Below are 25,728 nucleotides of genomic sequence, written 5' to 3' on the forward strand. Positions count from 1 at the left end.
CAAATCACATGAATGAATGAGCATTAGACGCATGACAGATTCTGCGCCATCCACCGGCAAAGCCACGCGCCGCGTCGTTCTGGTTGACGGTTCCGGTTTTATCTTCCGGGCCTTTCACGCCTTGCCACCAATGACAAGCCCCGACGGTACGCCGGTGAATGCAGTGTATGGTTTCTGCACCATGCTGATGAAATTGCGCGAAGATACCAAGCCCGATCATATGGCGGTGATCTTCGACACCAAGGGGAAGTCGTTCAGAAACGATTTCTATCCCGAATACAAGGCGCACCGTCCGCCGCCGCCGGAAGAACTGGTTCCACAGTTCGGGCTTATCCGTGATGCGACGCGTGCCTTCAACCTGCCTTCGATCGAACTCGAAGGATACGAGGCCGACGACCTGATCGCGACCTACGCCCGACAGGCTGAGGCCGAAGGTTCTGATGTTATTATAGTATCTTCGGACAAGGATTTGATGCAACTTGTCTCAGACCGGGTGCAAATGTTTGATGCGATGAAGAATCGCACCATTGGCGCGCCGGAAGTTCTGGAAAAATTCGGCGTCACACCGGATAAGGTCATTGATATCCAGGCATTGGCTGGCGATTCCGTTGATAACGTACCCGGTGTGCCCGGCATCGGTATCAAAACCGCAGCCCAACTGATTGATGAATATGGCGATCTGGATGGCTTGCTGGAACGTGCAGGAGAAATCAAGCAACCCAAACGCCGTGAAAAATTGATCGAGAATGCCGAACTGGCTCGCATTTCGCGCGATCTGGTGACCCTCAAAACCGACGTTCCGGTTGTCGAGAAACTTGATGGTTTTGAGCTGCGCGAACCTGATCCTGATGTTCTTTTAAGCTTTGTTTCAACACATGGCTTTAAATCACTGATTTCTAAAATAAAGGCAAAGTTCGGTGGCTCTGTTGATGCAGACGGCGTTGTGGAGCCGGGAACCGGTGTCAATGATATCAGCGTTGAAAAGGCAGAATATGAACTGGTGCAGGATGAAGATCGCCTAAAGCACTGGATTTCAATGGCCGAATATGCCGGTACGGTTGCTGTCGATACCGAAACCACATCACTGAATGCCCATCAGGCCAAACTGGTTGGCATTTCGCTTTCGACCGAACCGGGCAATGGCTGCTATATCCCTGTTGGGCACGGACAGGGTCATGGTGAAAGTGGCGAAGCACAGGGTGGATTTGATTTTGATGCCCCCGCCGAGGCACCGACAGAAATCGAAGTGCCAAAGCAAATCCCGCTGGATCGCGCGATTGCCTTGCTCAAACCCCTTCTGGAAGACCCGGGTGTTCTCAAGGTCGGCCAGAACCTGAAATACGATATGATCGTATTGTCCCGTCACGGCATTAATGTCGCCCCGATAGACGACACCATGGTGCTGTCCTATGTTCTGGACGGCACAAGCCACGGCCATGGCATGGATGAATTGGCCGAACTGCATCTGGATTACAAACCGATCAAGTTTTCCGATGTTTGCGGATCAGGCAAAACACAGATCACCTTTGATCAGGTCCCGCTCGACAAGGCGCTTGATTACGCCGCCGAAGACGCCGATATCACGCTGCGCCTGCATCGACTTCTAAAGCCGCGGATTGCACAGGAACACATGGCCAGCGTTTATGAAACGCTGGATCGGCCACTCGTCCCTGTACTGGCCAAAATGGAGAGCCTTGGCATCCGTATTGATGCCGACAAGCTCAAAACCCTGTCGAATGACTTTGCCAAGCGGATGGCTGCCCTTGAAGAAACCATCCATGAAATGGCCGGTGAACCGTTCAATCTGGGCAGCCCAAAACAGCTTGGCGAAATCCTGTTTGAAAAGATGAGCCTGCCGGGCGGGAAAAAAACCAAAACCGGTGCATGGCAGACCGGCGCGGACGTTCTTGAAGCATTGGCGGCTCAGGGACATGACCTGCCGACCAAAATCCTTGAATGGCGGCAGCTTTCAAAGCTCAAAAGCACCTATACCGATGCTCTTGCCAATCACATTAATCCTGAAACCGGCCGCGTCCACACAAGCTACGGCCAGACCAATGTGAATACCGGTCGCCTTTCGTCAAACGATCCCAACCTGCAAAACATCCCGATCAGAAGCGAGGAAGGCCGTAAAATCCGTACCGCCTTTATCTCGGAGCCCGGCTGTAAACTGATTTCTGCCGACTATTCGCAGATCGAGTTGCGCCTTCTGGCGCATGTGGCCGAAATCGATGCCCTTCGTGATGCCTTTAAAAACGGCGAGGATATCCATGCCGCCACGGCATCCAAGGTGTTTGGTGTTCCGATTGAAGGCATGGATCCGATGGTCCGCCGCAAAGCCAAGGCCATCAATTTCGGCATCATTTACGGGATTTCGGCCTTTGGCCTCGCCAACCAGCTTGGTATCCCGCAAAAAGAAGCCAAAGCCTTTATCGAAGCCTATTTCGAAATTTATCCCGGCATTCGCGATTATATGGAACAGGCAAAAGACTTCGCCAAAAAGCATGGCTTTGTCAGGACCCTGTTTGGCCGTCATATTCATATCAACGGCATTAATGATAAAAACGGGATGCGGCGAAGCTTCGGCGAACGTGCGGCCATCAACGCCCCTATTCAGGGCGGTGCCGCTGACATCATCAAACGCGCCATGATTGCCGTTCCCGGTGCCCTTCTTGATGCGGGGCTTAAAACCCGCATGCTGCTTCAGGTTCATGATGAATTGATTTTCGAGGCCCCCGAAGATGAAACCGAAAAGGCCGTTAAGGTGATCCGCGAGGTTATGGAAAATGCCGCACACCTGTCCGTACCGCTTATCGCAGATGCCGGTATCGGGGATAGCTGGGCGGATGCACACTGATCAGTTCAATATCCAGATCCTTAATCATGACAAAAGCCCCGGCAGTACTGCCGGGGCTTTTGCGTAAAATGCATCGATTGGCGATGGTTTATAGACCCAGAACGTCACGCATTGAATAAAGACCGGGCTTCTTGCCCTCGGCCCATTTCGCGGCATGTACCGCCCCCTTGGCGAAAACTTCGCGTGATGATGCCTTATGAGTAATTTCGATCCGCTCACCCTCGCAGGCAAAAACAACCGTATGGTCGCCCACAACGTCGCCACCACGCAGCGTTGCAAAGCCAATGGTGCCGTTTTCGCGTGCGCCGGTATGCCCGTCGCGTGAGCGCACCGAAACCGCATCCAGATCGACCCCACGGCCCTTTGCCGCCGCTTCGCCAAGGCCAAGTGCCGTGCCGGAAGGTGCATCAACCTTATGCTTGTGGTGCATTTCAACGATTTCAATATCAGCCGTATCCTTATCAAGGATCGCCGCAACCTTCTCGACCAGCGCAAAGGCAAGGTTCACACCGACACTCATATTCGGTGCGAAAATGATGGTTGCTGTTTTGGCTGCGACCTTAAGCTCTGCTTTCTGATCATTCGAAAGCCCGGTCGTGCCAATCACAAGGATTTTACCGGTTTCGGCTGCCAGCTTGGCATGGTTCATTGTTGCCGCCGGTGCGGTGAAGTCAATCACCGCATCAACAGCTTCAAACAATGCCTTGGGATCGTCACCTACCAGAACACCGCTTTCTTCCAGACCGGCAATCAGGGTGACGTCCTTGCCAACAAAAGGGCTGTCTGGCAGATCGGTACCACCGCCAACCTCGCAGCCTTTGGTTTTAGATGCTTCATTGACCAGCATCCGCCCCATACGGCCGGCACATCCGACAATTCCGATCTTCATTTCCGCGTCTCCTAGCAACAAAGCGTGCAAATCATGCCTTTGCTTTAGCACAGGCCTCTAACCGCGCAAAACAAAACCCCCGACACGTCCGCCGGGGGTTTGAATTTCAGACTGAAATGCTGTGTTTGAACCTAGTCGGTCAGGTCTTTCCAGATTTCCTTCATCTTGGAAAAGAACCCTTCGCTTTCCGGGTTACTGCCCTCTTCGCGCGAAATCTCGTCAAACTCTTTCAAAAGTTCTTTCTGCCGCTCGGTCAGTCTGACAGGGGTTTCGACACTGATTTCAACGAACATGTCACCACGCGCCTGCGACCGCAGGATGGTCATGCCCTTACCGCGCAGACGCAGTTGCTGTCCCGATTGCGTACCTTCCGGGATATTGATCCGGGTGCGCGTCCCCTCGATTGTTGGCACCTCAATGGTGCCGCCAAGGGCTGCCTTGCTCATTGGGATCGGAATCCGGCAGTACAGGTTCGCCCCGTCGCGCTGGAAGAAGCGATGGTTCTGGATATCCAGGAAGATATACAGATCACCTGCCGGTGCACCATTGGCACCAGCTTCACCTTCGCCCGCCAGACGAATACGAGTACCATCCTCAACACCGGCCGGAATCGTCACCGACAGGGTCTTTTCCTGCTCAACGCGGCCAACACCATGACAGGATTTGCAAGGATTCTTGATGATTTTGCCTTTGCCATGACAGCTCGGGCAGGTACGTTCGATCGTAAAGAAGCCCTGCTGCGCGCGGACCTTGCCGTGACCATTACAGGTCGGACAGGTTACCGGCTGCGAACCGGCCTCGGCACCGCTGCCATGGCATTCTTCACAGGCAACCGACCCCGGAATGGTGATCTCGGCCTTTTTGCCTTCAAACGCTTCTTCAAGCGAAATCGCCATATTGTAGCGAAGGTCGGCCCCGCGCGACGATCCACCACCACGGCGACCACCGCCCATGGCACCGAAAATCTCGTCGAAAACGTCGGCAAACCCGCCGCCGCCGAAACCACCGCCAAAGCCGCCACCGAAACCACCGGCACCGCCCGGCCCACCTTGCTCAAACGCAGCATGACCAAAACGGTCATAGGCAGCACGCTTTTCCTGATCTTTCAGGACTTCATAGGCTTCGTTGACTTGCTTGAATTTTACTTCGGCTTCGGTATCGCCCGGATTTTTATCCGGATGATACTTCATCGCCTGTTTACGATAGGCGCTTTTGAGCGCGGCAGCATCGGCGTCTTTGCCAACACCCAACAGCTCGTAATAATCTTCTTTCGCCATCTGTAACTCCGAAACACGGTCGGGCCGTTCCCGCAATTCTCTGCGTCCGGAACGGCCCGATTTTTATTTACAGGGCGTCGTTCAAGACGACCTCTGCGGTCGCCTTACTTGTCTTTTTTGCTGTCATCGACTTCTTCGAAGTCGGCATCAACAACACCGTCATCGGCCTGTGCGGATGCGCCAGCAGATTCACCTTCGCCACCTTCTTCGGCCTGCTGTGCCTGATACATGGCTTCGCCAAGTTTCATTGCAGCCTGCTGAAGTTCGTTGACCTTCGTGGTGATTGCTTCCGGATCTTCGCCGTCCTTGGCTTCTTTAAGCGCAGAAAGAGCGTCTTCGATCATCGATTTCGCACCGGCATCAACCTTGTCACCGTGTTCGGCAAGGTTTTTCTCGGTCGAATGAATGACGGCTTCCGCCTGGTTACGGGCTTCGACAAGCGCTTTGCGCTTTTTGTCGGATTCCGCATTGGCTTCGGCATCCTTGACCATTTTTTCGATCTCGTCATCGCCAAGACCACCAGATGCCTGAATACGGATCTGCTGTTCCTTGTTGGTCGCCTTGTCTTTGGCAGACACGTTAACGATACCGTTGGCATCAATGTCAAAGGTCACTTCGATCTGCGGAACCCCACGCGGTGCCGGCGGGATACCGACCAGATCAAACTGGCCAAGCATCTTGTTGTCGGCAGCCATTTCACGTTCGCCCTGGAAGACGCGGATGGTCACGGCCGTCTGGTTGTCTTCAGCGGTCGAGAAGGTCTGCGACTTACGGGTCGGGATCGTGGTGTTACGGTCAATCAGACGGGTGAACACGCCGCCAAGGGTTTCAATACCCAGCGACAGCGGGGTCACGTCAAGCAGAAGAACGTCTTTGACGTCGCCCTGCAGAACGCCACCCTGAATTGCCGCACCAAGTGCAACAACTTCGTCCGGGTTTACACCTTTGTGCGGCTCACGACCGAAGAACTCTTTAACGCGTTCCTGAACCTTCGGCATACGGGTCATGCCGCCAACCAGAATAACATCGTCGATTTCGCCTGCAGTAATGCCAGCATCTTTAAGCGCGGCCTTACACGGGGTCATGGTGCGTTCGATCAGATCACCCACCAGACCTTCAAGCTTCGCACGCGACAGCTTGATGTTGAGGTGTTTCGGACCAGATGCATCAGCCGTGATGAACGGCAGGTTGACGTCGGTCTGCATCGACGAGGAAAGCTCGATCTTGGCTTTCTCTGCGGCTTCTTTCAGACGCTGCAGGGCCAGACGATCTTTGCGCAGGTCGATCTGCTGTTCTTTTTTGAACTCGTCAGCAAGATAGTCAATGATCTGTTTGTCGAAGTCTTCACCACCAAGGAAAGTATCGCCGTTGGTTGACTTAACTTCAAAGACACCGTCGCCGATTTCCAGAACCGAGACGTCAAAGGTACCGCCACCAAGGTCATAAACGACCACGGTGCCACCATCTTTCTTGTCCAGACCATATGCCAGTGCTGCTGCAGTCGGCTCGTTGATGATACGCTTTACTTCGAGACCGGCAATTTTACCGGCGTCCTTGGTTGCCTGACGCTGGCTGTCGTTGAAATATGCCGGAACGGTAATAACGGCTTCGGTTACCGGTTCACCCAGATGGGCTTCTGCGGTTTCCTTCATTTTCTGAAGCACCATGGCTGCGATCTGGCTCGGTGCCATTTTCTCGCCATTGACTTCAACCCATGCATCACCATTGTCACCCGCGACAATTTTGTACGGGACAAGGTCTTTGTCTTTTTCGACTTCCGGGTCACCATAACGACGACCGATCAGACGTTTAATCGCAAACAGGGTGTTTTCCGGGTTGGTCACTGCCTGGCGTTTCGCAGGCTGACCGACAAGGCGCTCACCGTCATTGGTGAATGCGACCATCGACGGAGTGGTACGGGCACCTTCGCTGTTCTCGATCACGCGGCCTTCTTTGCCGTCCATGACTGCGACGCAGGAGTTGGTGGTGCCAAGGTCGATACCGATAATCTTGCCCATAGTAAGTTCCTCTTTTAGCGGCCGGTCCGTCCCGCAGCCTTCACGATCTAAGCGCTGCGCAGGACCTCCTGGGACCAATGGTTTTAATAGTCTCAAAATTCGTGGGGTAATTACCCCGCGCACCTATATATGAAAGTCATCAAAAACTCGCAAGCGGTGAAAACGGGGAATCTCGGGTGAATTTTACTCTGAAACGTGTATTTCGGTGTCCTGAACCGGTTCCAACACCGTTTTCCCGAACGAAATTACATCTTTTCCAGCTGTTTGCGCGGACAAGGTTAATGAAATTCGCTGGAAGCATATCGGGGTTGCCGACACAGCAAAACCACTCAAAGAATCTCGAGAACCCGCTTCAAACCTCGACTTTCACTAATCACACGGCCCGAGGATCGGGACTGCATCGAGCCTGACGCAGCAGGCGATCAAGCTTGCCGGCAAGATCAGTCTTTTCTTCCGCACCCAGAAATCCCGCAATCTCGAAACGCTTTCCATGCGATCGCAAATAAAGTTCGCATTGGTCATCATCACCCCGTTCAAGCACCACCTGAAGCCAATAGGGTTGAAAATCAAATTCCTGTCGCGTCCCGCGCGCCGAAATTCTGGTGACCCGCAAATTGCCGTGACGCAATTCAATCCGCTCCTCCGCCCGTGCTGCACGGAAACTGAAATAAAAGGCAAGCGACAATAGTATCACGTCAACACCAAGAAAACCGATCACCGGCCACGCCCCGACCAACCAGAAAATAAGACCGATAGTCGATGTGACACACGCCATCGCAATAACGATATTGCGTGCCGCCCGCCTGCCAAGCGAACGCGGCGGATGCAGATTAACCCGAAATATCGGCTTTTCTGTTCTTGGTACGGCTGGCATGGCTATCAACCGGTTTGCGGCATTTCCAATGTTTCAATTCTGGAACGCTTCCAGATCTGTCGCAATCAAAATTCGACCTTTGCAAAGCAGCCGTTTATATATGCTGATAGCAGGAGATCAGATCAGGAATGCGGAAAGTCAACCGTCCCTTATCCCGGAAATGACCGCAAAAATGCGGCATCAACACAGAGACGAAAATCCATGTCCCGCCCGATGAGCAAAACCGCCATAGAAGAATTTTTTCAGCGTCTTTCGGATGCCGACCCGGAACCTAAGGGGGAGCTGGATTACACCAATCCCTATACGCTTCTGGTCGCTGTTGCACTATCAGCGCAGGCAACAGATGTTGGTGTCAACAAGGCCACCAAAAAGCTGTTCCAGATCGTCGAAACCCCGCAGGACATGCTTGACCTTGGCGAAGAAGCCCTGATCGAACACATCAAAACCATTGGGCTCTATCGCGGCAAGGCCAAGAATGTCATGGCTGCTGCACGCATTCTTGTTGAAAAACATGGCGGGATCGTCCCCAACGATCAGGATGCGCTTGAAGAATTGCCCGGCGTTGGTCGCAAAACAGCCAACGTTGTCCGCAACATTGCTTGGGGCGAACACACGATGGCTGTTGATACCCATATTTTCCGGCTCGGTAACCGGACGGGGATGGCAAACGGCAAAAACGTGCTCGCTGTTGAAAAGGGTCTTTTGAAAAAGGTCCCGTCACGCTTCATGAACCATGCCCATCACTGGCTGATCCTGCATGGTCGTTATATTTGCAAGGCACGCAAACCACGCTGTGGTGACTGCATCGTCAATGACCTGTGCAATTACAAAGACAAAACACCCGCCGAAGCATAATCGGCGGGTGTTTGAGAGCGTAACAGCAGTCTCCAAATCCGAACAGATCAGAAAACCTGATCGAATGCAGCAGGTGCCGGTGCGACAACCTTTGCGCCATCAGGCTGGATTTGCATAACTGCATAGCCACGTTCCGAACGTCCCTGAGCCGTCAGACGGAAAATACCGTCCACCCCGACAAACCCGTTCGGGTTCGTAACAGCTTCGTTGGTCATCTGACCGGAATCGCGCGACAGCACAGCGGCAAGGGCCGCACTGTCATAGGCAAGGCTCGAAATACGCGGGGGTTGTTCACCAAAGGTCCGCTGGAAGCGATCCGAGAACAGTTTCCAGTTTTCGGGATCCGGTGCAGCAAAAATGCCGCCCTTAAGTGCCGGCTCGGAAAACAGGCCCGGATCATTCCAGCCGAATGTCCCGATAAACTGAACCTGCGCACCATCGACATCAAAATAGGCCAACAGTGCAGAAACCTGACGGAGCTCGCCACCGGTTGCCGGCAGGATCAACGCGTCAAAATCAAGTTCACCAAGTGTATCGACACCTTCCAAACGCTTCAAAGCACGTTGGGATGCTGCCGAACCATCGGCCTGCAACTCGCGTTTACGTGCCCGCAAGTTTGCCCGTCTGGCATCATAATTGGCAAAATCACGAATTGTCTGTTCCAGATTTTCCGACCCCGGTGCATAGAACGCGACCCGGCCAAGGCTGCCACCGACACGTGAAACAACACCCTGCAATGCGCCTGCGATCTGGCGCCCATAGTCGTTTTGCGGCAGCAGGGCTGCAAATCGGTATTTACCCTGTGTTGTTGCATAGCCAGCAGCACGCGCAATCTGGTCTTCGGGGACAAAGCCGTTAACCCAGACACCGCTTTCGGCAACCCGCTGATTGTTCGAAAATGCGATTACCGGAACACCGGCGGCCTTGGCGATTTCACTGGCACCGCTAACCGATTCGGCAAAAAGCGGGCCAAGAATCATCTTTGCCCCGGCATTGATCGCCTGATGGGCTGCGGCCTGCCCACCCTGATAAGTTCCTGCCGTGTCAATCGGCATCAGGACGAAATCGTCACCGGCAACATCAAACATTGCAAGTTCGGCCGCATGGCGCATCGCCCGGCCAAGCTCCTCGTTTGGCCCGGAAAGCGGCAGCAGAAGTGCAACGCGCTTTTCATTTAATGCCGCTTCATCGTTATAAAGCGTCAGAATCTCCTGACCCTCTCCCTCCGGCAGGGCGGCATCGCCCGGCCAAGGGTTGGCATCCGTAATAAGCCCCTGATCGGGGGCTCTGGTCGGATCGTTTGCAGGGTTATTTGCCGTTTCCACAGGCGCCCCATCCCGTTGCATGCCCAACAGGTCCGTGATACTCGTGGTCGCGTTACATGCCGCAAGCCCCAGCGAAAGGACCACCACAGATGCCGTCCGGCGCGCGACCCGGCACCATGCCGAATTCCCGTCCTGATTCTGCAACGGATGACGTTTCGGAAAACCCACTCTCACCTCCCGATAGCTCGTTTCGCACGCAGGGTAATGCGCGCGACGGATCAAGTAAACCAGATGAACGACACTTGCCACTTTCATCAGGTCTTTATCTTGTCGCTACTCCAATCGGTAATTTGGGCGATATTACGTTTCGTGCGCTCGATATCCTCAAACGTGCCGATATTATCCTGTGTGAAGACACCAGAACATCGGGCAAGTTGTTGTCGCGATATGGCGTAAAAACCAAACGGATCGCCTATCACGAACATAACGCCGCCAAAATGCGCCCCGAAATCATGGAACGCCTTGGCAAGGGACAGGGGCTTGCGCTGATTTCGGATGCCGGAACGCCCCTGATCAACGATCCCGGCTACAAACTGGTCCGTGATTGCAAGGCAGAAGGCTTCAATGTCACTGCTGCCCCCGGCGCCTCGTCACCGATTGTGGCTCTTATTTTATCGGGACTTCCCAGTGACCACTTCTTTTATGCTGGCTTCCTACCCCCCAAGACATCGGCACGCAAAAAGGAACTGGCACGATTTTCAAGCATCCCCGGAAGCCTGATCTTTCTTGAGAGTCCCAAACGACTGGCAAGCAGTCTTGCCGATATGGCTGAAATGCTGGGCGAAACGCGCGAAGCAGCCGTCACCCGCGAACTGACAAAAATGTTTGAGGAAGTTCGAACCGGAAGACTTGGCAATCTGGCGGCTCATTACGCCACCGAAGGCGCACCCAAGGGCGAAATCATTGTTGTTGTCGGGCCGCAGAATGAACAGGACGCCGAACCCGACGCCGATGACATTGATGCGCGCCTGATCGGACTTCTGAAAACCCTGCGTACCAAAGAAGCAGCCGATCAGTTGGCCAAGGAAACCGGCCTTAAAAAGCGTGATCTTTATAATCGGGCGCTTGAACTTTCCAAACCATCCGGGGGATAGCCATGAAATCCGCCCGGACAACACGCGACACAGTCCGATCTGATCGTCGCAAGGCCGAGCAGGCCGGTAGACGTGCTGAATGGTTATGCGCAATGTGGCTTCGGCTATTCGGTTATCGTATTATCCAAACCCGGTATCGCTGCCCGGTCGGCGAAATCGATATCATCGTCAAAAAAGGCGATCTGATCGCCGCAATCGAAGTCAAAAATCGCGCTAACCTCGACGATGCGCTGCATGCTTTGCGCCCCAAACAGCAACAACGCATTGCCCGCGCTCTTTCAAACTTCGCCTCAAACATAGGGCATCATGGCGATTTGCGTTTTGACATCATAGCCGTACGGAACGGCTGGCGTATCAGGCATTTGAAAAACGCCTGGACGCTGTGATCAGATAATCATGGATGCATCTTTGCGCCCTTGATGATTTTGTCAGTCACCCGTTTTTCCGCGCGCAAAGCAATTCCGACCGCTTTGGCATCCTCTGGCGAAAATTGCCCGAAAGCATCGCGATTGGCTTCGTCATGACCGGTTGAAAACATTTCCTCGACATAAAGCGATGTGGTTACCCCTCGCTCAAGGGCACGGCGGTGAATCTTTGCCATTGTCGCGGCATCGGCCGACAGAACGATCGCCGGTTGGCGGGACAAGGGGTTATAGATATTATTGTCACGGTCTTTATAGGGTTCCCCGATGATTTCGGGAAACTGGGCGACAATACCGCTCATTAAAAATGCCGTCACATTCAGCGATTGCCAATTTTCGAGATCATTGCGAAGAACAATGGCGACTTTGGTATCAAACATTTGCACATCCGTTGATTTTCAGGTTCGGGAGGTTGTCGGAAAAACCGTAATGCTGGATTCTGTAAACCAAACCCCATCTGACGGTCTTGAACGTTTGTGCAAACCGCGCGAGCACTTCATTTCTGCGGCCCCGCTGCCGGGGATCGAGCGAATGGAAGCCCTTTTCTTTGGTAATATGTTTGCCCCCCATCGCCACGATACCTATGCGCTGGGCATCACCATGCAGGGCGTTCAGACCTTCAACTATCGCGGCTCTTCCTGTGCCAGTCAGCCCGGTAATGTGATTATCCTTCACCCCGACGAGGTCCATGACGGAGGTGCAGGAACCGAGGACGGTTTGCGCTATCGCATGCTTTATCTCGAACCATCACTGCTACGGCAGGGCCTTGGCACGGATACGGCTTCCCTGCCCTTTGTTTCTGATCCCGTCATTGCCGACTCGCAGCTGGCAGCAACCCTTGCCTCAATGCTCGCCCATCTTGATGAAGATGTTGATCCCCTTCTGGTAGATCAATTTATCTCTGACATCGCCACCGGCCTTGCGCAGCACGCCAAAAACTCAATGAAACCGATTGGCTTTCTGGCGTTGGAACACATGGAACGGGCCAGACAATATCTTGAAGACAACTTTGATCGCCCGGTACAGTCCGCCGAGCTTGAAGAGGTCACGGGGCTTGATAGATATCGTCTTATCCGTCAATTCCGTGCCTGTTTTGGGACAACACCATATCGTTATCTGATGATGCGTCGCCTGCAAAAAGCCCGCATCCTTATCAGCCTTCGCCAGCCGCTGGTCGATATTGCGGGTGATACCGGATTTGCGGATCAAAGCCATCTTAATCGGCATTTCAAACGTGCATTTGGTATCACACCCGGCCGTTGGGCCGAACTCACATGCGAAAAAAGTCATTAATCGGCCAAACCGCGCTTCGAGTTTAAAACTCCTTAACCGGCTGCGCTCATATTGGCAGTTGAGACGACGGGGGAACGCGGGGCGAGAAACCGATAGATGACATTGCTGTCACGCACATTGCGACGGTCAAAGGGCCGTATTGTTAAAGTCAGGAATTATATTGCGCAGGCAGGACCCGTTCTGGTGATCCTTGCTTTTATGCCACTTGCGGGGTGCACGTCTCTTGCAGTGGGTGCAGGTGCAACTGCCGGTGTGGCCGCCCTACAGGAACGCGGATTTGGCGGCGCGGTCAGCGATACCGCAATCACGGCCGAGATCTGGCAGAAGTTCCTGACCGAAGATGAAAACCTGTTTCGCCGGATCGAAATCGAAGTAGTTGAGGGGGAAGTTCTGCTTGCCGGAACGGTTGAAAATACCGACAGCGAACTTAAAGCGGTCGAACTGGCCTGGCAGGTCAATGGCGTAAACCGTGTCATCAACGAAATCAATGTCGGTCAAGGCAGCAGTTTAATGGACAGCGCCAGTGATCTTTTGATCACGACCCGCATCAAAACCGCACTGATGTTTGACACAGACGTCTATGCGATTAACTACAGTGTCGAAACCATCAATGGTACCGTCCATATCATGGGCATCGCGCAAAGCGAACATGAGCGCAACCTTGTCATCGCTCATGCACGCGCTACCAGTTATGTCAGACGCGTCGTCAGTCATGTAAGACTTAAGGACGACCCACAACGCCAGAGGACCTGAGCATTATTATTGATCGGGAAAAGGACATCACAGCAAAAGATCGCCAATGGCTTACCGATTACGGTAACGGCCAATATCCCGATGCAACTGCGGCCGAGGCCGCTTTGCATTTTGCACGGTTAAACGACCCCAGCCGTGATATTGCACCTTATATCGATTTGCTTGAAGCCATTTCTGGTGATGTCCGCAACCGGATTGGCTCCCTATCTGCGCAATCAAGAGATGAAGATGGCCGCGCCGTCATCGACCTAATCGTGCGGGCCATGCAGGATGTTATCCCCGGTCACTATCAGTTTCAGGGCGATGCGGAAAATTATGACGATATCGCCAATGCAGATTTGATGTCGGTCATTGATCGAAAGCGCGGTCTTCCTGTGGCGCTCGCATTGCTTTATGTACATGTCGCAAAACGTTGCCAGATAGAGATCACGGGCATCGATTTTCCTGGTCACTTTCTGCTGCGTCTGCAATCCGGGGGGGCGCGAAGAATGATCGATCCCTTCCATGGCGGCATCACATTGGGTTCTGCCGAGTTACGCGAATTGTTGAAGGCGTTTCAGGGGCTAGATGCAGAACTGCAACCCGCTCATTATCGTGAAGCATCTGATATTGCGATATTGTTACGACTTCAAAACAATATAAAGGTTAGGGCCCTTCGGCAGGGTGAGCTGGCCCTCGCCGCGCGTGTGATTGACAACAGTTTGCTGATTGCACCTGACCATGACGGGCTTTGGCATCAGCTCGGCGCGCTTTACGCCCGCCTGCACGAAGATGCAAAAGCACTCCATGCCTTCACCCGGTTCGTTAAACTGTGTAAGGACCCGATGCATCGGGCCCGCATAAGTGCTGTTGTCGAAGAACTGCGTGATCGCCTCGGTCATCAATCTTCTGACCGCAAGAATGACACGCGCGACGTGCCAAATTCAGACGCGCCAGTGCAGCTATATCCGATCCGGTCGCAAAACACGGATCACAAAAATCCCTCGGACAATCCTGATTCCGGTCAACCCTGAACTCCTCAGTAGTGTCAAGGCACGGGGAAGCCACTTCAGACTTAACCACCACTTTTCCCAGCATAAGATTGATAGCATGTTCCTATATTGTAGTTTTTAGGGATTTTATGTATATCTAGATAAAGACATACCAGTCTGTTTGAACTTTAACACGCCTCCTATCTTCGCTAACTTCATAATTAAGATAAATGAAACGATCTTATAGTGATATTTGTGAGTGACAACAGAGCGCTAAAGACATCACATCGGCAAACAATAGGTAAAGAGCCCTCATCATGCCTTGGAGGAGTCAAAAAGCGCGGTTTTCTGCGCATCGTGGAATCGGCGACCAGAGGTGCGACGAATCAATTTCCGACAATGGCAAAAAATTTCGGTCAACAAAGATTGAATTGATTTCGGAAAGCCGCGTGAAAAACTACGGATGCAGTTTTTTACGTCCTTAACGCAGGGTTAAAAGACCGGACGCGAAACGGTCGCGATGCTTGCACCGCGATTTTCATTCTCTATACTCCCGCTCCAGATCATCCGACCCATAAAGGCGATGGCAGCCAAGCACTATGACTTGCCGAACCTTGACTGTCGGGAAATACCGAAAAAAGCTTAGGAAATTCAAGTCAATGAGTGACACCAAATTCGACGTCGTCGGAATCGGCAATGCCATTGTCGACGTTCTTTCTCACTGCAAGGAAGAAGACCTTGGCCGTTTGAACCTTGTAAAGAACGCCATGACTCTGATCGACGCCGAAACCGCCGACAGTCTCTACGCCCAAATGGGCCCTGGCCTTGAAATGTCCGGTGGATCCGCTGGCAATACCATGGCGGGGATTGCGGCCCTTGGCGGCAAAGGTGCTTATATTGGCAAGGTGCGTAACGATCAGCTGGGTGAGGTTTTCCGCCACGATATCCGTGCCATCGGCGTTTCCTTTAATTCGACCCCGGCAACAAGCGGCTCCCCAACGGCGCGCTGCCTGATTTTCGTGACACCGGATGGTCATCGTACCATGAATACCTTCCTTGGTGCCTGCACGGAGCTTGGCCCGGATGATATCGATGCCGAACTGATCGCATCGGCCAAGGTCACCTACATGGAAGGATATCTTTGGGATCGGCCCGAAGCGAAGGAAGCTTTCATCAAAGCAGCACAGGTCGCGCACGATGCCGGACGACAGGTTTCGATCAGCCTGTCTGATTCCTTCTGTGTCGACCGTCATCGTGAATCGTTCCGCGATCTGGTCCATAATCATATCGACGTACTGTTTGCCAACGAAGACGAGATCAAATCGCTTTACGAGGTCGACACCTTCGAAGAAGCCCTGGCGGAAGTCCGTAAACACTGCAAAGTCGCAGCCCTGACCCGCAGTGAAAAAGGTTCGGTCATTGTATCGGATGACGAAGTCATACAGGTTGATGCCGAACCGGTTGCCCGCGTGATTGACACCACCGGCGCAGGTGATCTTTTCGCATCGGGCTTCCTTTATGGCTACACACGTGGCGATAGTCTTGCGACATGTGGTCGCCTTGGCTCGATTTGTGCTGCCGAAGTGATTTCGCATATGGGCGCACGCCCCGATGCAGACCTTAAGGAACTGGTTGCGAAGACTCTTTGACCCTTCGCCATGGTTTCACGATAAAATTCACGGGACGGCAACATTTGGTTGCCGTCCCGTTTCTTTTGTAGCAATTGCCGGTATTCTGCCGTTTTGCAATGCACACAAAGATTGACTTTCTCCAGTTAATAGCGCAAGAACCCGGCATTGCATAAAAATCAACCCCGCATGGCATGCACAAGGCTGGTCATTCGCCTCGACATTGGCTATGACAGGGCGGCTTCCGAGCCAAACTGCAATTTGTCTTTTGGGCCAGTAAACATTCAGCATGTGCAGTGCTGCGCTAATGCGCGGGTTTGAACTTGCCGACCGGGCAACACCGGTCCTGCGGCAGCTGAATATCTACTGGCCTTGAAACTTTTACTGACCGATGCGCAAGGGATGTATCCCGGCGCGCGGCATTTTTATTCTGGAGTCCGCGCCAATGAACTTGCGCAATATCGCCATTATCGCACACGTCGACCATGGCAAAACCACCCTCGTCGATGCGATGTTCCGTCAATCCGGTGTTTATCGTGACAACCAGCGTGTTGATGAACGCGCCATGGACAGTAACGATCTGGAACGCGAACGCGGCATCACCATCATGGCAAAGCCGACCGCAATTCAGTGGGGCGATACGCGTATCAATATCGTCGATACCCCGGGCCACGCCGATTTCGGTGGTGAAGTCGAACGTATCCTGTCGATGGTTGACGGTGTTGTTCTGCTGGTTGACTCGGCCGAAGGCCCGATGCCGCAGACCAAATTCGTTCTGGGTAAAGCCCTGAAACTCGGCCTGAAGCCGATCGTGATCATCAACAAGATCGACCGCCCGGACCAACGCGCAGAAGAAGTTCTCGACGAGATATTTGATCTGTTCGTATCGCTCGAAGCCAATGACGAACAGCTTGATTTCCCAGTTCTGTATGCCTCCGGTCGTGATGGCTGGGCTGCCGAGGCACCGGAAGGCCCGAAAGAAAACCTGACGCCGCTGATGAACCTGGTTCTGAACTATGTTCCGGCACCGAAGGCAGAAGTTGACGCGCCGTTCGCAATGATTGCGACCATGCTGCATGCTGACAACTTCCTTGGCCGTATCCTGACTGGCCGTGTCGCACAGGGCCGCGCAAAACTTAACATGCCGGTCAAGGTTCTTCGTGGTGATGGCACTGTCGAAACCGGTCGTCTTTCAAAATTGATGGGTTTCCGTGGCCTTGATCGTGTCCCGCAGGAAGAAGCTGTTGCTGGCGACATCATCGCGATTGCCGGTCTGACCGACGCAACCGTTGCCGACACCATCTGCGCACCAGAAGTCACCAGTGCAATTTCAAGCCAGCCGATTGATCCGCCGACCCTTGCCATGACTTTCTCGGTCAACAACTCTCCGCTTGCTGGGCAGGAAGGCGACAAGGTTACATCGCGCATGATCCGTGCCCGTCTGGAACGCGAAGTCGAAGGCAACATTGCCATTCAGCTGTCGGAAACCGCGGATAAGGACGCCTTTGAAGTTGCAGGTCGTGGTGAACTTCAGCTTGGCGTTCTGATCGAAACCATGCGTCGCGAAGGTTACGAACTGTCGATATCGCGTCCGCGCGTTCTGATCAAGGAAATCGACGGCGTCCTGTCCGAGCCGTTCGAAGAAGTCCAGGTCGACGTGGACGAAGAATTTGCCGGTGCCGTCGTTGAAAAGATGAGCCTGCGCAAGGCCGAAATGACCGACATGCGCTCAAGCGGTGGCGGCAAGACCCGTATCATGTTCCTGGCACCGTCGCGTGGCCTGATCGGTTATCATGGCGAATTCCTGACCGATACCCGCGGTACCGGCGTGATGAACCGTGTGTTCCATTCCTATGGTCCGGTCAAAGGTTCGATTGCAGGTCGTCGTAATGGTGTTCTGATTTCGAACGATCAGGGCGATGCGGTTGCCTATGCCCTTTGGGGTCTGGAAGATCGCGGTTCGATGTTCATCAATCCGGGCGAACGTGTCTATGAAGGCATGATCATCGGCGAACACAACCGCAACAACGACCTTGAAGTTAACATTCTCAAGGGTAAAAAACTGACCAACGTCCGCGCATCGGGCAAGGATGATGCCATCACCCTGACCCCGCCGCGTCGTATGTCGCTTGAAGAAGCGCTGGCTTATATCCAGAACGACGAACTGGTCGAAGTTACCCCGCAAAGCATCCGTATTCGCAAGCTGCACCTCGACCCGAACGTGCGCAAACGCGAAAGCCGCAAATCGGAATCCGAAACCGTTTAAACCGGTTTGGGTCGTGATTTAGAAGGGTCGCCTGCTTGGGCGGCCCTTATACATTGAGAGGCACGAACATTTGCTATGATGTTCGTGCCTTTTTCATCAGGGGTCTCGTCCCGAAGTCGACATTGTCTGCGCCTATAGCTGACAACGTCGACTTCGGGACGAGACATACAATCGCCTACACCGTTTCGGCATTCCTTAACGTGTTTCCCCTAATTTCGCACAAGGCCGCATTCAGACGGGGAATATCCATGCACGACACAGCCTTGCGCAGTTGGGGTGATTCATTTCGGGCGTTCATTCATCCACGCGTGATTACCATGCTGTTCATGGGACTGTCGGCCGGGATTCCCATCCTGCTGATTTTCTCAACCCTGTCGATCTGGCTACGCGAAGCCGGCGTGGAACGTTCTACCGTCACCTATTTCAGCTGGGCCGCCCTTGGTTATTCTTTCAAATTTGTCTGGGCCCCCCTTATTGACCGGCTGCCGTTCCCGATTTTGCATGGGGTTCTTGGACGTCGGCGAAGCTGGCTGATTATCGCCCAATGTGCCATTATCGGCGCCATCCTTTGGATGGGCTTTACCGATCCGGCCGAAAACCTGACTACTATGGCCTTTGCTGCTGTTGCGCTTGGCTTTGCATCGGCAACACAGGACATCGTGATTGACGCCTATCGCATCGAGGCAGCAGATACCGACCTGCAAGCCATGATGAGCTCGGCCTATATCGGTGGGTATCGTATCGGAATGATTGTCGCCGGTGCCGGAGCATTGACCATTGCCGGACTATTTGAGGCCGAAGGCAGTTATGAGCCGATTGCTTGGACAATTGCCTATGGCTGCATGGCTCTGGCCATGGGGATCGGCGTTATCACCACGCTGATCATTCGCGAACCCACCGTAAATCGGACTGACAGCAAGTATTTTCATAAAACATCCGATTACGGTCGTTTCCTTCTGATGTTTGCGCTGACTGTGATCGCCTTCATCATTGCCAACATCTATGCCAGCGACCTGACCGAGCCGTTAAAAACGGCTTTAATCGAAAACGGAATGATCGACGAACTGGCTGGTTTCATCGCCGGGTTTCTCAAACTAGCCATCTCTGTCGCAGCCGCAATCCTTGTCGCATGGCTGACCACCCGTATCGGCGTAACCCCAACCGGCATGGTTCAGGAAACCTATGTCGCACCGGTTAAGGATTTCATCGACCGCTATGGCAAGGCTGCGATAGTTGTGCTGGCACTCATTGGCGTCTATCGGATTGCCGATATCGTCATGGGGGTCATGGCCAATGTTTTCTATACCGATCTGGGCTTTTCCAAGGAAGAAATAGCAGCTGTTTCCAAAACATTTGGCCTGTTCATGACCATCGCAGGCAGCTTCCTTGGCGGTCTTCTTTCGGTTCGCTACGGGGTCGTGCGTATCCTGTTTCTTGGCGCACTTCTCTCGGCAATTACCAACATCCTGTTTGCAATTATGGCTCATCTGGGCCCGAACACGATCATGTTTGCCGGTGTGATTATGGCCGACAACCTGTCAGGTGGTCTTGCAACAGCCGCCTTCATCGCCTACCTGTCGGGCCTGACCAATATTTCCTTTACCGCCATGCAATATGCGATCTTTAGCTCGATCATGACCCTTTTCCCTAAAATCCTTGCCGGATTTTCGGGCAGTGTCGTCGATGCGCTTGGTTACAGCTGGTTCTTTATTGGCACAGCCCTGATTGGCATACCCGTGCTGTATCTCGTCGTCCTGGCCGGTAGGCTGATGACACAGAATACCGCAGAAAAAGCCGCGCACGCAGCAGCGATAACCGAAGACGGCTAACCAACAGTTATTCATCAAGGCAAAATAAAACCGGGCACCACATAATGGCACCCGGTTTCAGATTTTCTGATTTCACGACGTTCAGGCGGCCTGTTCAGCCTCATCCTGTGTCAGCAGTGCATAGATTGCATCCGCAGAACCCGCACCGCGCAACTTGTCGCACATGCCCTGATTACGCAGAAGGCGGGAAATACGCGCCAGTGCTTTCAGGTGATCTGCACCAGCTTCTTCCGGGGCAATCAGCATGCAAAACAAATCGACAGGATGTTCGTCAACGGCATCGAACTCAATCGGGTTCTGAGCACGCGCAAAGATCATGTGCAACCGGTCAAGATCCGCCAGCTTGCCGTGCGGAATCGCGACACCACCACCTACGCCGGTGCTGCCAAGTTTTTCACGGTCAAGCAAAACGGAAAAAATCTCGCCCGCTTCACGCCCGGTGACGTCAGCTGCCTTTTCGGCAAGTTCCTCAAGGACAGCCTTTTTCGCACCGGACCGCAGGGCCGGTATTACCCCCGAAGGGGAAAGAATCGATGATATGTCCATTTTTCGCGTTGCGTTGTTTGGCTCGGAAGAATCTGTGTCCGTCACGCTGCACCAGCCTCCTTATCGGATGGGTCAAGCCACCCGATATTGCCGTCAGCACGACGATATACAACATTCAATCCGCCATGTTTGCCATTCCGGAACATAAGTGCCGGAATGTCCCCCAAGTCGAGCCGCATAACAGCTTCTCCAACAGAGAGCGTATCAATGCGATCCGGTGTTTCAGCGACGATCACAGGCTCGAAGCCATTGACATGTTCGTCATCAGAATGATCGTCGTCTTCCTGTGCGATCACATAATGTGTCGCATCAATTCTTGCCTGCTCATACTGATCACGGTTGGTATGATGGTCACGCAGACGCCGCTTGTAGCGTCGCAACTGTTTAGCGACACGATCACAGGCGGAATCGAAGGCAGGATACACTTCATTCGCCGATGCCTTCGCCTGAACCAACATGCCCTTGCCGACATGGACCGATATCTGCGTGATGTAGAGATGTGCCTCTTTGGTGATGGTCACCGTGGCTTCGATCGCGTGATCGAAATATTTCTCTACCGCAGGATCCAACGTCTCGACGACGTGTTGACGGAGTGCGTTACCAACGTCGAGTTGTTTACCAATAACCGTAATTTGCATGGATCGCCTATCCCCAGTTGAGTGACTTCCCAGTACATATGGACATTCAGTGCCCCTCAATCAGGAGGCCGCACCATATTCCCTCGTTAATGCCAAGTCAACATTTGGGTATTATTGCTTAATATACAATACCTTAAGGTATATTTTGCAGTATTTGACTGGCTAGGAAACCCGCGACTTTTTTTCGCGCCGTCGCTGGACCGACGAGGGAATTCTCATCGCTTCGCGGTATTTTGCCACTGTTCGGCGGGCGATGTCGATCCCTTCCTTTTGAAGCAGCTCGACAAGTTTGTCATCAGACAAAATCTTTTTCGGATCTTCCCCGTCTATCAATGACTTGATGCGATGACGCACAGATTCAGAAGAATGCGCATCTCCACCGTCCGCAGATGAAATTGCCGTGGTGAAAAAGTACTTCAACTCGTAAACGCCACGCGGGGTCGCCATAAACTTGCCATTGGTCACCCGTGAAACCGTGCTTTCATGCATGCCGATTGCTTCGGCAATATCGCGCAGGATCAACGGGCGCAAATGCGATACGCCGTAATTGAAGAATCCATCCTGCTGACGCACGATCTCGCTTGCGACTTTCATGATCGTGGTAGCACGTTGGTGCAGTGCCTTTACCAGCCAATTGGCGTTTTGAAGCTTCTCGCTAAGAAAACTTCGTTCCTCGCGATTACGCAGCCCCTGTCCTATCGTTACGGCGTAATCCTCGTTCACCAATACGCGCGGCAATGCATCGCTGTTCAGTTCAAGATGCCAGTTGCCGCTTCCGGCTGCGCGCATCAAAACATCGGGAATGACCGGCGTTGCCGGTTCCCCATCGGCGGTTCGCCCCGGACGCGGATCAAGGGTGCGAATTTCGGAAATCATGTCCGAAAGATCATCGTTATCCACGCCGCATATCCGGCGCAAGCGATCAAATTCACGACGCGCAAGCAAATCCAGATTGGCCAGCAACGCTGCCATCGCCGGATCAAACCGATTAAGCTCACGCAATTGCAGTTCGAGGCATTGGGCAAGGTCGCGGGCGAAGATGCCCACTGGCTCAAATCCCTGCATAACGGCAAGAACGCGCAATACATCGCTCATTTCGCATTCAAGTGCCTCGGCAACCTCTTCAAGCGGCCCGGCGACATAGCCATTTTCATCAAGCATATCGATCAGGTAGCTGCCAATCATGCGTGAAATGGCATCCGCAAACGCGATGTTAAGCTGATCATCAAGTGACTGACGAAGTGTCGCCTTGTCGGCAAGCGTCTGTTCCAGGCCCGGCAGATCTTCGCCGCTGCCTCCACCACCCGTTCCACCGCTATAGGGCGAAGAATAATCATGGTTTCCGGCAACCGGGGCACCATCGGGAGTGATTTCACCTTCGCCGTTGTAAAGGGCATCTGGCGCACAATCGAGCGGACCGGAATCGCCGGTGCTCATGGTTTCACTTGACGTCAGGCGGTCGGTGCCAAAACGATCTTCTCGATCCGAAAAATCATCACTGGTACGGGAATCGATACCCTGATCGCCATTCCCGACGGCCCCGTCACCTGTTTCGGCAAAGGTTTGCCCCGGATCTGCGCGTTCCAGCAGCGGATTTTCCAGCAATTCACTATCAATGAAATTGGAAAGTTCGATGTTGTTAAATTGCAGCAGTTTGATCGCCTGCTGCAACTGAGGCGTCATGACGAGAGACTGAGACTGACGAAGATCAAGCCGCGCCTTCAGGGCCATTATGAACTACCCCTCGTCAATCCGAACCCCCTAGAAACAAGGTGTGTGATCAAAGGCTGAAACGATCACCCAGATAAACCCTTCTGACATCGTCATTTCTGACGATTTCGTCAGGACCACCTTCCATCAAAACCCGACCGTCATGCAAGATATATGCCCGGTCAATGATGTCCAGAGTCTCGCGCACATTGTGGTCGGTAATCAAGACCCCAATGCCACGATCTTTCAGATGACGTACAAGATCGCGAATATCACCGACCGCAATCGGGTCAATCCCAGCCAGCGGCTCGTCCAGCAGAACGAAGTTCGGATGGGCCGCAAGGGCACGTGCAATCTCGCAACGGCGGCGTTCCCCACCCGACAGGGCAAGGGCAGGAGTGCGGCGCAAATGCTCGATGGCAAATTCAGCCAGAAGATCTTCCAGGTTCTGTTCACGCTTGATCCGGTCATCTTCCACGACCTCCAGAACCGCCATGATGTTCTGTTCGACCGTCATCCCGCGGAAAATCGATGCTTCCTGCGGCAAATAACCGATTCCCATGCGTGCACGCTGATACATCGGCATCATGGTGATATCGCGCCCATCAAGCGAAATATTCCCCCGATCCGGAGAAATCAGACCCGTGATGATATAAAAACTGGTTGTCTTTCCGGCACCATTTGGTCCCAGAAGGCCGACGGCTTCGCCGCGTTGTACCGACATCGACACGTCTTTAAGCACCGGTCGCTTCTTGAAGCTCTTGCCAAGATTGTGCGCCACCAGCCCCTTGTTGGCTGTCACCAGCCGCGGGCCCGTACCGGAGGATGCATTGCTGCCACTACCGGTCTTTGGTGCATGTGTGTTGTCGGTTTTTCCGCTTTTGCGCGACCAGAACAAATTCCCGACCCTTCGTCAGTTGCCATTCCCGGATTGGCCCGGGCTGTTTTCGTCGTCTTTTTCCGGCACAAGCAAACCGCGAACGCGGCTTTTGCCATCGCCATTTCCGCTGGCGGTCAATCGGCTGACACCTGTATTCAGGTCGACAACAGCGCGATCCCCATTCAGCTGGTTCTCGCCGCGCGTGATCTTAACCGATCCGACAAGGGTTGCGATACCCGTTTTCGCATCATAAACGCCTTGATTGCCAACCACAAAATCGGTTGACGTTCGGATGGTAACATTTCCATCACCGTCAATGCGGCTCAGTTCGTTTTCGCCATTCTTGCCTGCTTCGAACCGTGCCGTCAGAACATCACCGCGAAGGGTACGATCATCGGCAACGGCAACCGCATTACCACGTGCAACCGCCATACGTTCGGTTTCCCAGTATTCAAGGCTTTCTTCAGCGGTCAGGGTTTCATTGGGTGTTTTGTATCGCAGATCTTTACCCGTCAAAACGACAACGGCATCGTCAATGTCATAAATCGCCTGATCACCGGTTGCGACATCGGTTTCTGAAGACAGTTTTACGTTGCCCGTGGCAATGATACGGTAAATCTCGCTTTGACCGTCACGATCCCGATAAAGGGCACGCAGTTCATCTGCGTCCACACGGGAATTGCCGCGTTTAGCCACCGCATTACCTCGCGCAATCAGGACCTGCTCGTTACGACGCCATTCAATGCCGTTATCGGATTCGACCTCAAGCCCCCCGCTTCCACTTTGGGCAAGACCAAGTGGATCGGCATATGCCGCCACTGAGGGAACCAGCAGCGCGCCCCCAAAAACTGTCGCCATCAAAAAACGGCGCACCGCAAAACGCGCAACTGCGATCATGATTTACCTTTCAAAGCACTATCGAAAATCACCAGACGAGCATTCCCCAAAAAGCGGATCACGGCACCCTTGTCCTCAAGCTCAAACCCGGTGTCAGATTTGATCGTCCCGAACGGTCCCTGTCCATCGACAGGTTCATTGCCTTTGGCACTGCCGCTATTCAATGCGATCTCGGCCTGCTCGGTATGAATTTCAAACCCCTGATCGTGATACATATTCACGGTCCCGACCAGATCAAGCAATTCATCGGACTGGGTATAAAAACCTTCATCCGCCGTAAGTGCAATCCACGAACCATCTTCAAGCGTTATATCAGCCTGCGGTGCATCAAGATGCACATGTGCCAGCCGCTCGCCGCTTTCCGGTTGCTCAACCGCGTCGTTGGCTGTGACGGTGAAGGGTTGCTTATTCCCATCCACGCCAAAAAAGCGCGGATTGCTCATGGTAACATTTTCCATCAAATCATCGGGTGTGGTCGAAAAGCCAAGACGAAAACCGCTTTCCTGAACCTTCTCGATTTGTGGCCACAGCACAACAAGAGCAACAAGCGATGCCGCAATCAACGGCAGCACAAGTTTCAGCATGTTAACGATCGAACGGCGAAACGGATTGATTCGCACGTCCCGCCGCCCGGACGGAAGACGATCGTTCATGCGCGCATTACGCGCGGCCCTCTCGATCTCGGCCTTCCGTTCTTCGCTCATGG

Annotated in this window: 22 protein-coding genes; 10 read left to right on the top strand and 12 right to left on the bottom strand. The window is 53.4% G+C overall.

All coding sequences use genetic code 11. From position 1 onward, the window contains the following. Positions 1 to 31 precede the first annotated feature (31 nt). Entirely contained in the window at positions 32 to 2,857 is a 2,826-nt protein-coding gene (gene polA / locus SMB34_RS07325; protein WP_051682171.1) for a DNA polymerase I, read from the top strand. A gap of 88 nt (positions 2,858 to 2,945) precedes the next feature. On the opposite strand, the gene dapB is transcribed toward polA, so the two are convergent. The 4 genes from dapB to SMB34_RS07345 all read right to left on the bottom strand — a co-directional run bounded on the left by dapB (position 2,946) and on the right by SMB34_RS07345 (position 7,915). Next, positions 2,946 to 3,746, bottom strand: a complete 801-nt coding sequence (dapB, locus tag SMB34_RS07330; RefSeq protein WP_007088589.1) for a 4-hydroxy-tetrahydrodipicolinate reductase — start codon at positions 3,744 to 3,746, stop codon at positions 2,946 to 2,948. Between the two features lie 131 nt (positions 3,747 to 3,877). After that, complete coding sequence (gene dnaJ / locus SMB34_RS07335; protein WP_007088588.1) at positions 3,878 to 5,023, bottom strand: molecular chaperone DnaJ; 1,146 nt, start codon at positions 5,021 to 5,023, stop codon at positions 3,878 to 3,880. Positions 5,024 to 5,127: 104 nt separating this feature from the next. Further along, a complete protein-coding gene (gene dnaK, locus SMB34_RS07340; protein ID WP_037988934.1) occupies positions 5,128 to 7,041 on the bottom strand; it encodes a molecular chaperone DnaK in 1,914 nt (637 codons plus the stop codon). Between the two features lie 373 nt (positions 7,042 to 7,414). Beyond that, positions 7,415 to 7,915, bottom strand: a complete 501-nt coding sequence (locus tag SMB34_RS07345; RefSeq protein WP_037988936.1) for a DUF2244 domain-containing protein — start codon at positions 7,913 to 7,915, stop codon at positions 7,415 to 7,417. Positions 7,916 to 8,128: 213 nt separating this feature from the next. On the opposite strand from SMB34_RS07345, the gene nth reads away from it, so the two are divergent. Beyond that, on the top strand, positions 8,129 to 8,770 hold the full coding sequence (gene nth / locus SMB34_RS07350; protein ID WP_007088585.1) for an endonuclease III: 642 nt from the start codon (positions 8,129 to 8,131) through the stop codon (positions 8,768 to 8,770). A gap of 47 nt (positions 8,771 to 8,817) precedes the next feature. Here nth and SMB34_RS07355 read toward each other — a convergent pair whose 3' ends face one another. After that, a complete protein-coding gene (locus tag SMB34_RS07355; RefSeq protein WP_007088584.1) occupies positions 8,818 to 10,263 on the bottom strand; it encodes a penicillin-binding protein activator in 1,446 nt (481 codons plus the stop codon). 74 nt (positions 10,264 to 10,337) lie between these two features. Between SMB34_RS07355 and rsmI the strand changes: the two genes are divergently transcribed. Beyond that, positions 10,338 to 11,189 (top strand): 16S rRNA (cytidine(1402)-2'-O)-methyltransferase, encoded by an 852-nt coding sequence (gene rsmI / locus SMB34_RS07360; RefSeq protein WP_051682172.1) that lies wholly within the window; start codon positions 10,338 to 10,340, stop codon positions 11,187 to 11,189. A 2-nt stretch (positions 11,190 to 11,191) separates the two neighbouring features. Continuing rightward, positions 11,192 to 11,575 (top strand): YraN family protein, encoded by a 384-nt coding sequence (locus SMB34_RS07365; protein WP_037988939.1) that lies wholly within the window; start codon positions 11,192 to 11,194, stop codon positions 11,573 to 11,575. 8 nt (positions 11,576 to 11,583) lie between these two features. On the opposite strand, the gene SMB34_RS07370 is transcribed toward SMB34_RS07365, so the two are convergent. Continuing rightward, the gene (locus SMB34_RS07370; protein WP_037989228.1) at positions 11,584 to 11,991 is read right to left on the bottom strand and encodes a DUF2000 family protein; all 408 of its coding nucleotides are present in this window, start codon (positions 11,989 to 11,991) and stop codon (positions 11,584 to 11,586) included. Positions 11,992 to 12,040: 49 nt separating this feature from the next. Here SMB34_RS07370 and SMB34_RS07375 point away from each other — a divergent pair, with 49 nt between their 5' ends. From SMB34_RS07375 to SMB34_RS07400, 6 genes are all read left to right on the top strand, one after another. Next, complete coding sequence (locus SMB34_RS07375) at positions 12,041 to 12,904, top strand: AraC family transcriptional regulator (RefSeq protein WP_037988941.1); 864 nt, start codon at positions 12,041 to 12,043, stop codon at positions 12,902 to 12,904. 96 nt (positions 12,905 to 13,000) lie between these two features. Further along, positions 13,001 to 13,657 (top strand): BON domain-containing protein, encoded by a 657-nt coding sequence (locus tag SMB34_RS07380; RefSeq protein WP_051682173.1) that lies wholly within the window; start codon positions 13,001 to 13,003, stop codon positions 13,655 to 13,657. A 104-nt stretch (positions 13,658 to 13,761) separates the two neighbouring features. Next, complete coding sequence (locus SMB34_RS07385; protein WP_037988943.1) at positions 13,762 to 14,670, top strand: SirB1 family protein; 909 nt, start codon at positions 13,762 to 13,764, stop codon at positions 14,668 to 14,670. Positions 14,671 to 15,287: 617 nt separating this feature from the next. After that, positions 15,288 to 16,277, top strand: a complete 990-nt coding sequence (locus SMB34_RS07390; RefSeq protein WP_037988944.1) for an adenosine kinase — start codon at positions 15,288 to 15,290, stop codon at positions 16,275 to 16,277. 424 nt (positions 16,278 to 16,701) lie between these two features. Further along, the gene (typA, locus tag SMB34_RS07395; RefSeq protein WP_007088576.1) at positions 16,702 to 18,522 is read left to right on the top strand and encodes a translational GTPase TypA; all 1,821 of its coding nucleotides are present in this window, start codon (positions 16,702 to 16,704) and stop codon (positions 18,520 to 18,522) included. Between the two features lie 248 nt (positions 18,523 to 18,770). After that, positions 18,771 to 20,351 carry an AmpG family muropeptide MFS transporter gene (locus SMB34_RS07400; RefSeq protein ID WP_037988946.1) on the top strand — a complete coding sequence of 527 codons (1,581 nt, stop codon included), beginning with the start codon at positions 18,771 to 18,773 and terminating at the stop codon, positions 20,349 to 20,351. An 81-nt stretch (positions 20,352 to 20,432) separates the two neighbouring features. On the opposite strand, the gene ptsN is transcribed toward SMB34_RS07400, so the two are convergent. The 6 genes from ptsN to lptC all read right to left on the bottom strand — a co-directional run bounded on the left by ptsN (position 20,433) and on the right by lptC (position 25,726). Then, positions 20,433 to 20,897, bottom strand: a complete 465-nt coding sequence (gene ptsN, locus SMB34_RS07405; RefSeq protein WP_007088574.1) for a PTS IIA-like nitrogen regulatory protein PtsN — start codon at positions 20,895 to 20,897, stop codon at positions 20,433 to 20,435. 41 nt (positions 20,898 to 20,938) lie between these two features. After that, positions 20,939 to 21,535, bottom strand: coding sequence for a ribosome hibernation-promoting factor, HPF/YfiA family (hpf, locus tag SMB34_RS07410; protein WP_037988948.1), 597 nt, complete (start codon positions 21,533 to 21,535; stop codon positions 20,939 to 20,941). Between the two features lie 162 nt (positions 21,536 to 21,697). Next, the gene (rpoN, locus tag SMB34_RS07415; protein ID WP_037988949.1) at positions 21,698 to 23,266 is read right to left on the bottom strand and encodes an RNA polymerase factor sigma-54; all 1,569 of its coding nucleotides are present in this window, start codon (positions 23,264 to 23,266) and stop codon (positions 21,698 to 21,700) included. Between the two features lie 49 nt (positions 23,267 to 23,315). Next, entirely contained in the window at positions 23,316 to 24,047 is a 732-nt protein-coding gene (gene lptB / locus SMB34_RS07420) for an LPS export ABC transporter ATP-binding protein (protein WP_246832234.1), read from the bottom strand. A gap of 111 nt (positions 24,048 to 24,158) precedes the next feature. Next, a complete protein-coding gene (locus SMB34_RS07425) occupies positions 24,159 to 25,022 on the bottom strand; it encodes an LptA/OstA family protein (RefSeq protein ID WP_007088570.1) in 864 nt (287 codons plus the stop codon). After that, positions 25,019 to 25,726, bottom strand: coding sequence for an LPS export ABC transporter periplasmic protein LptC (gene lptC, locus SMB34_RS07430; protein WP_007088569.1), 708 nt, complete (start codon positions 25,724 to 25,726; stop codon positions 25,019 to 25,021). The genes SMB34_RS07425 and lptC overlap by 4 nt, the downstream gene beginning before the upstream one ends. Positions 25,727 to 25,728: the final 2 nt, after the last annotated feature.

This window comes from Thalassospira permensis NBRC 106175 (genome assembly GCF_000714555.1).
GTDB lineage: Bacteria > Pseudomonadota > Alphaproteobacteria > Rhodospirillales > Thalassospiraceae > Thalassospira > Thalassospira xiamenensis.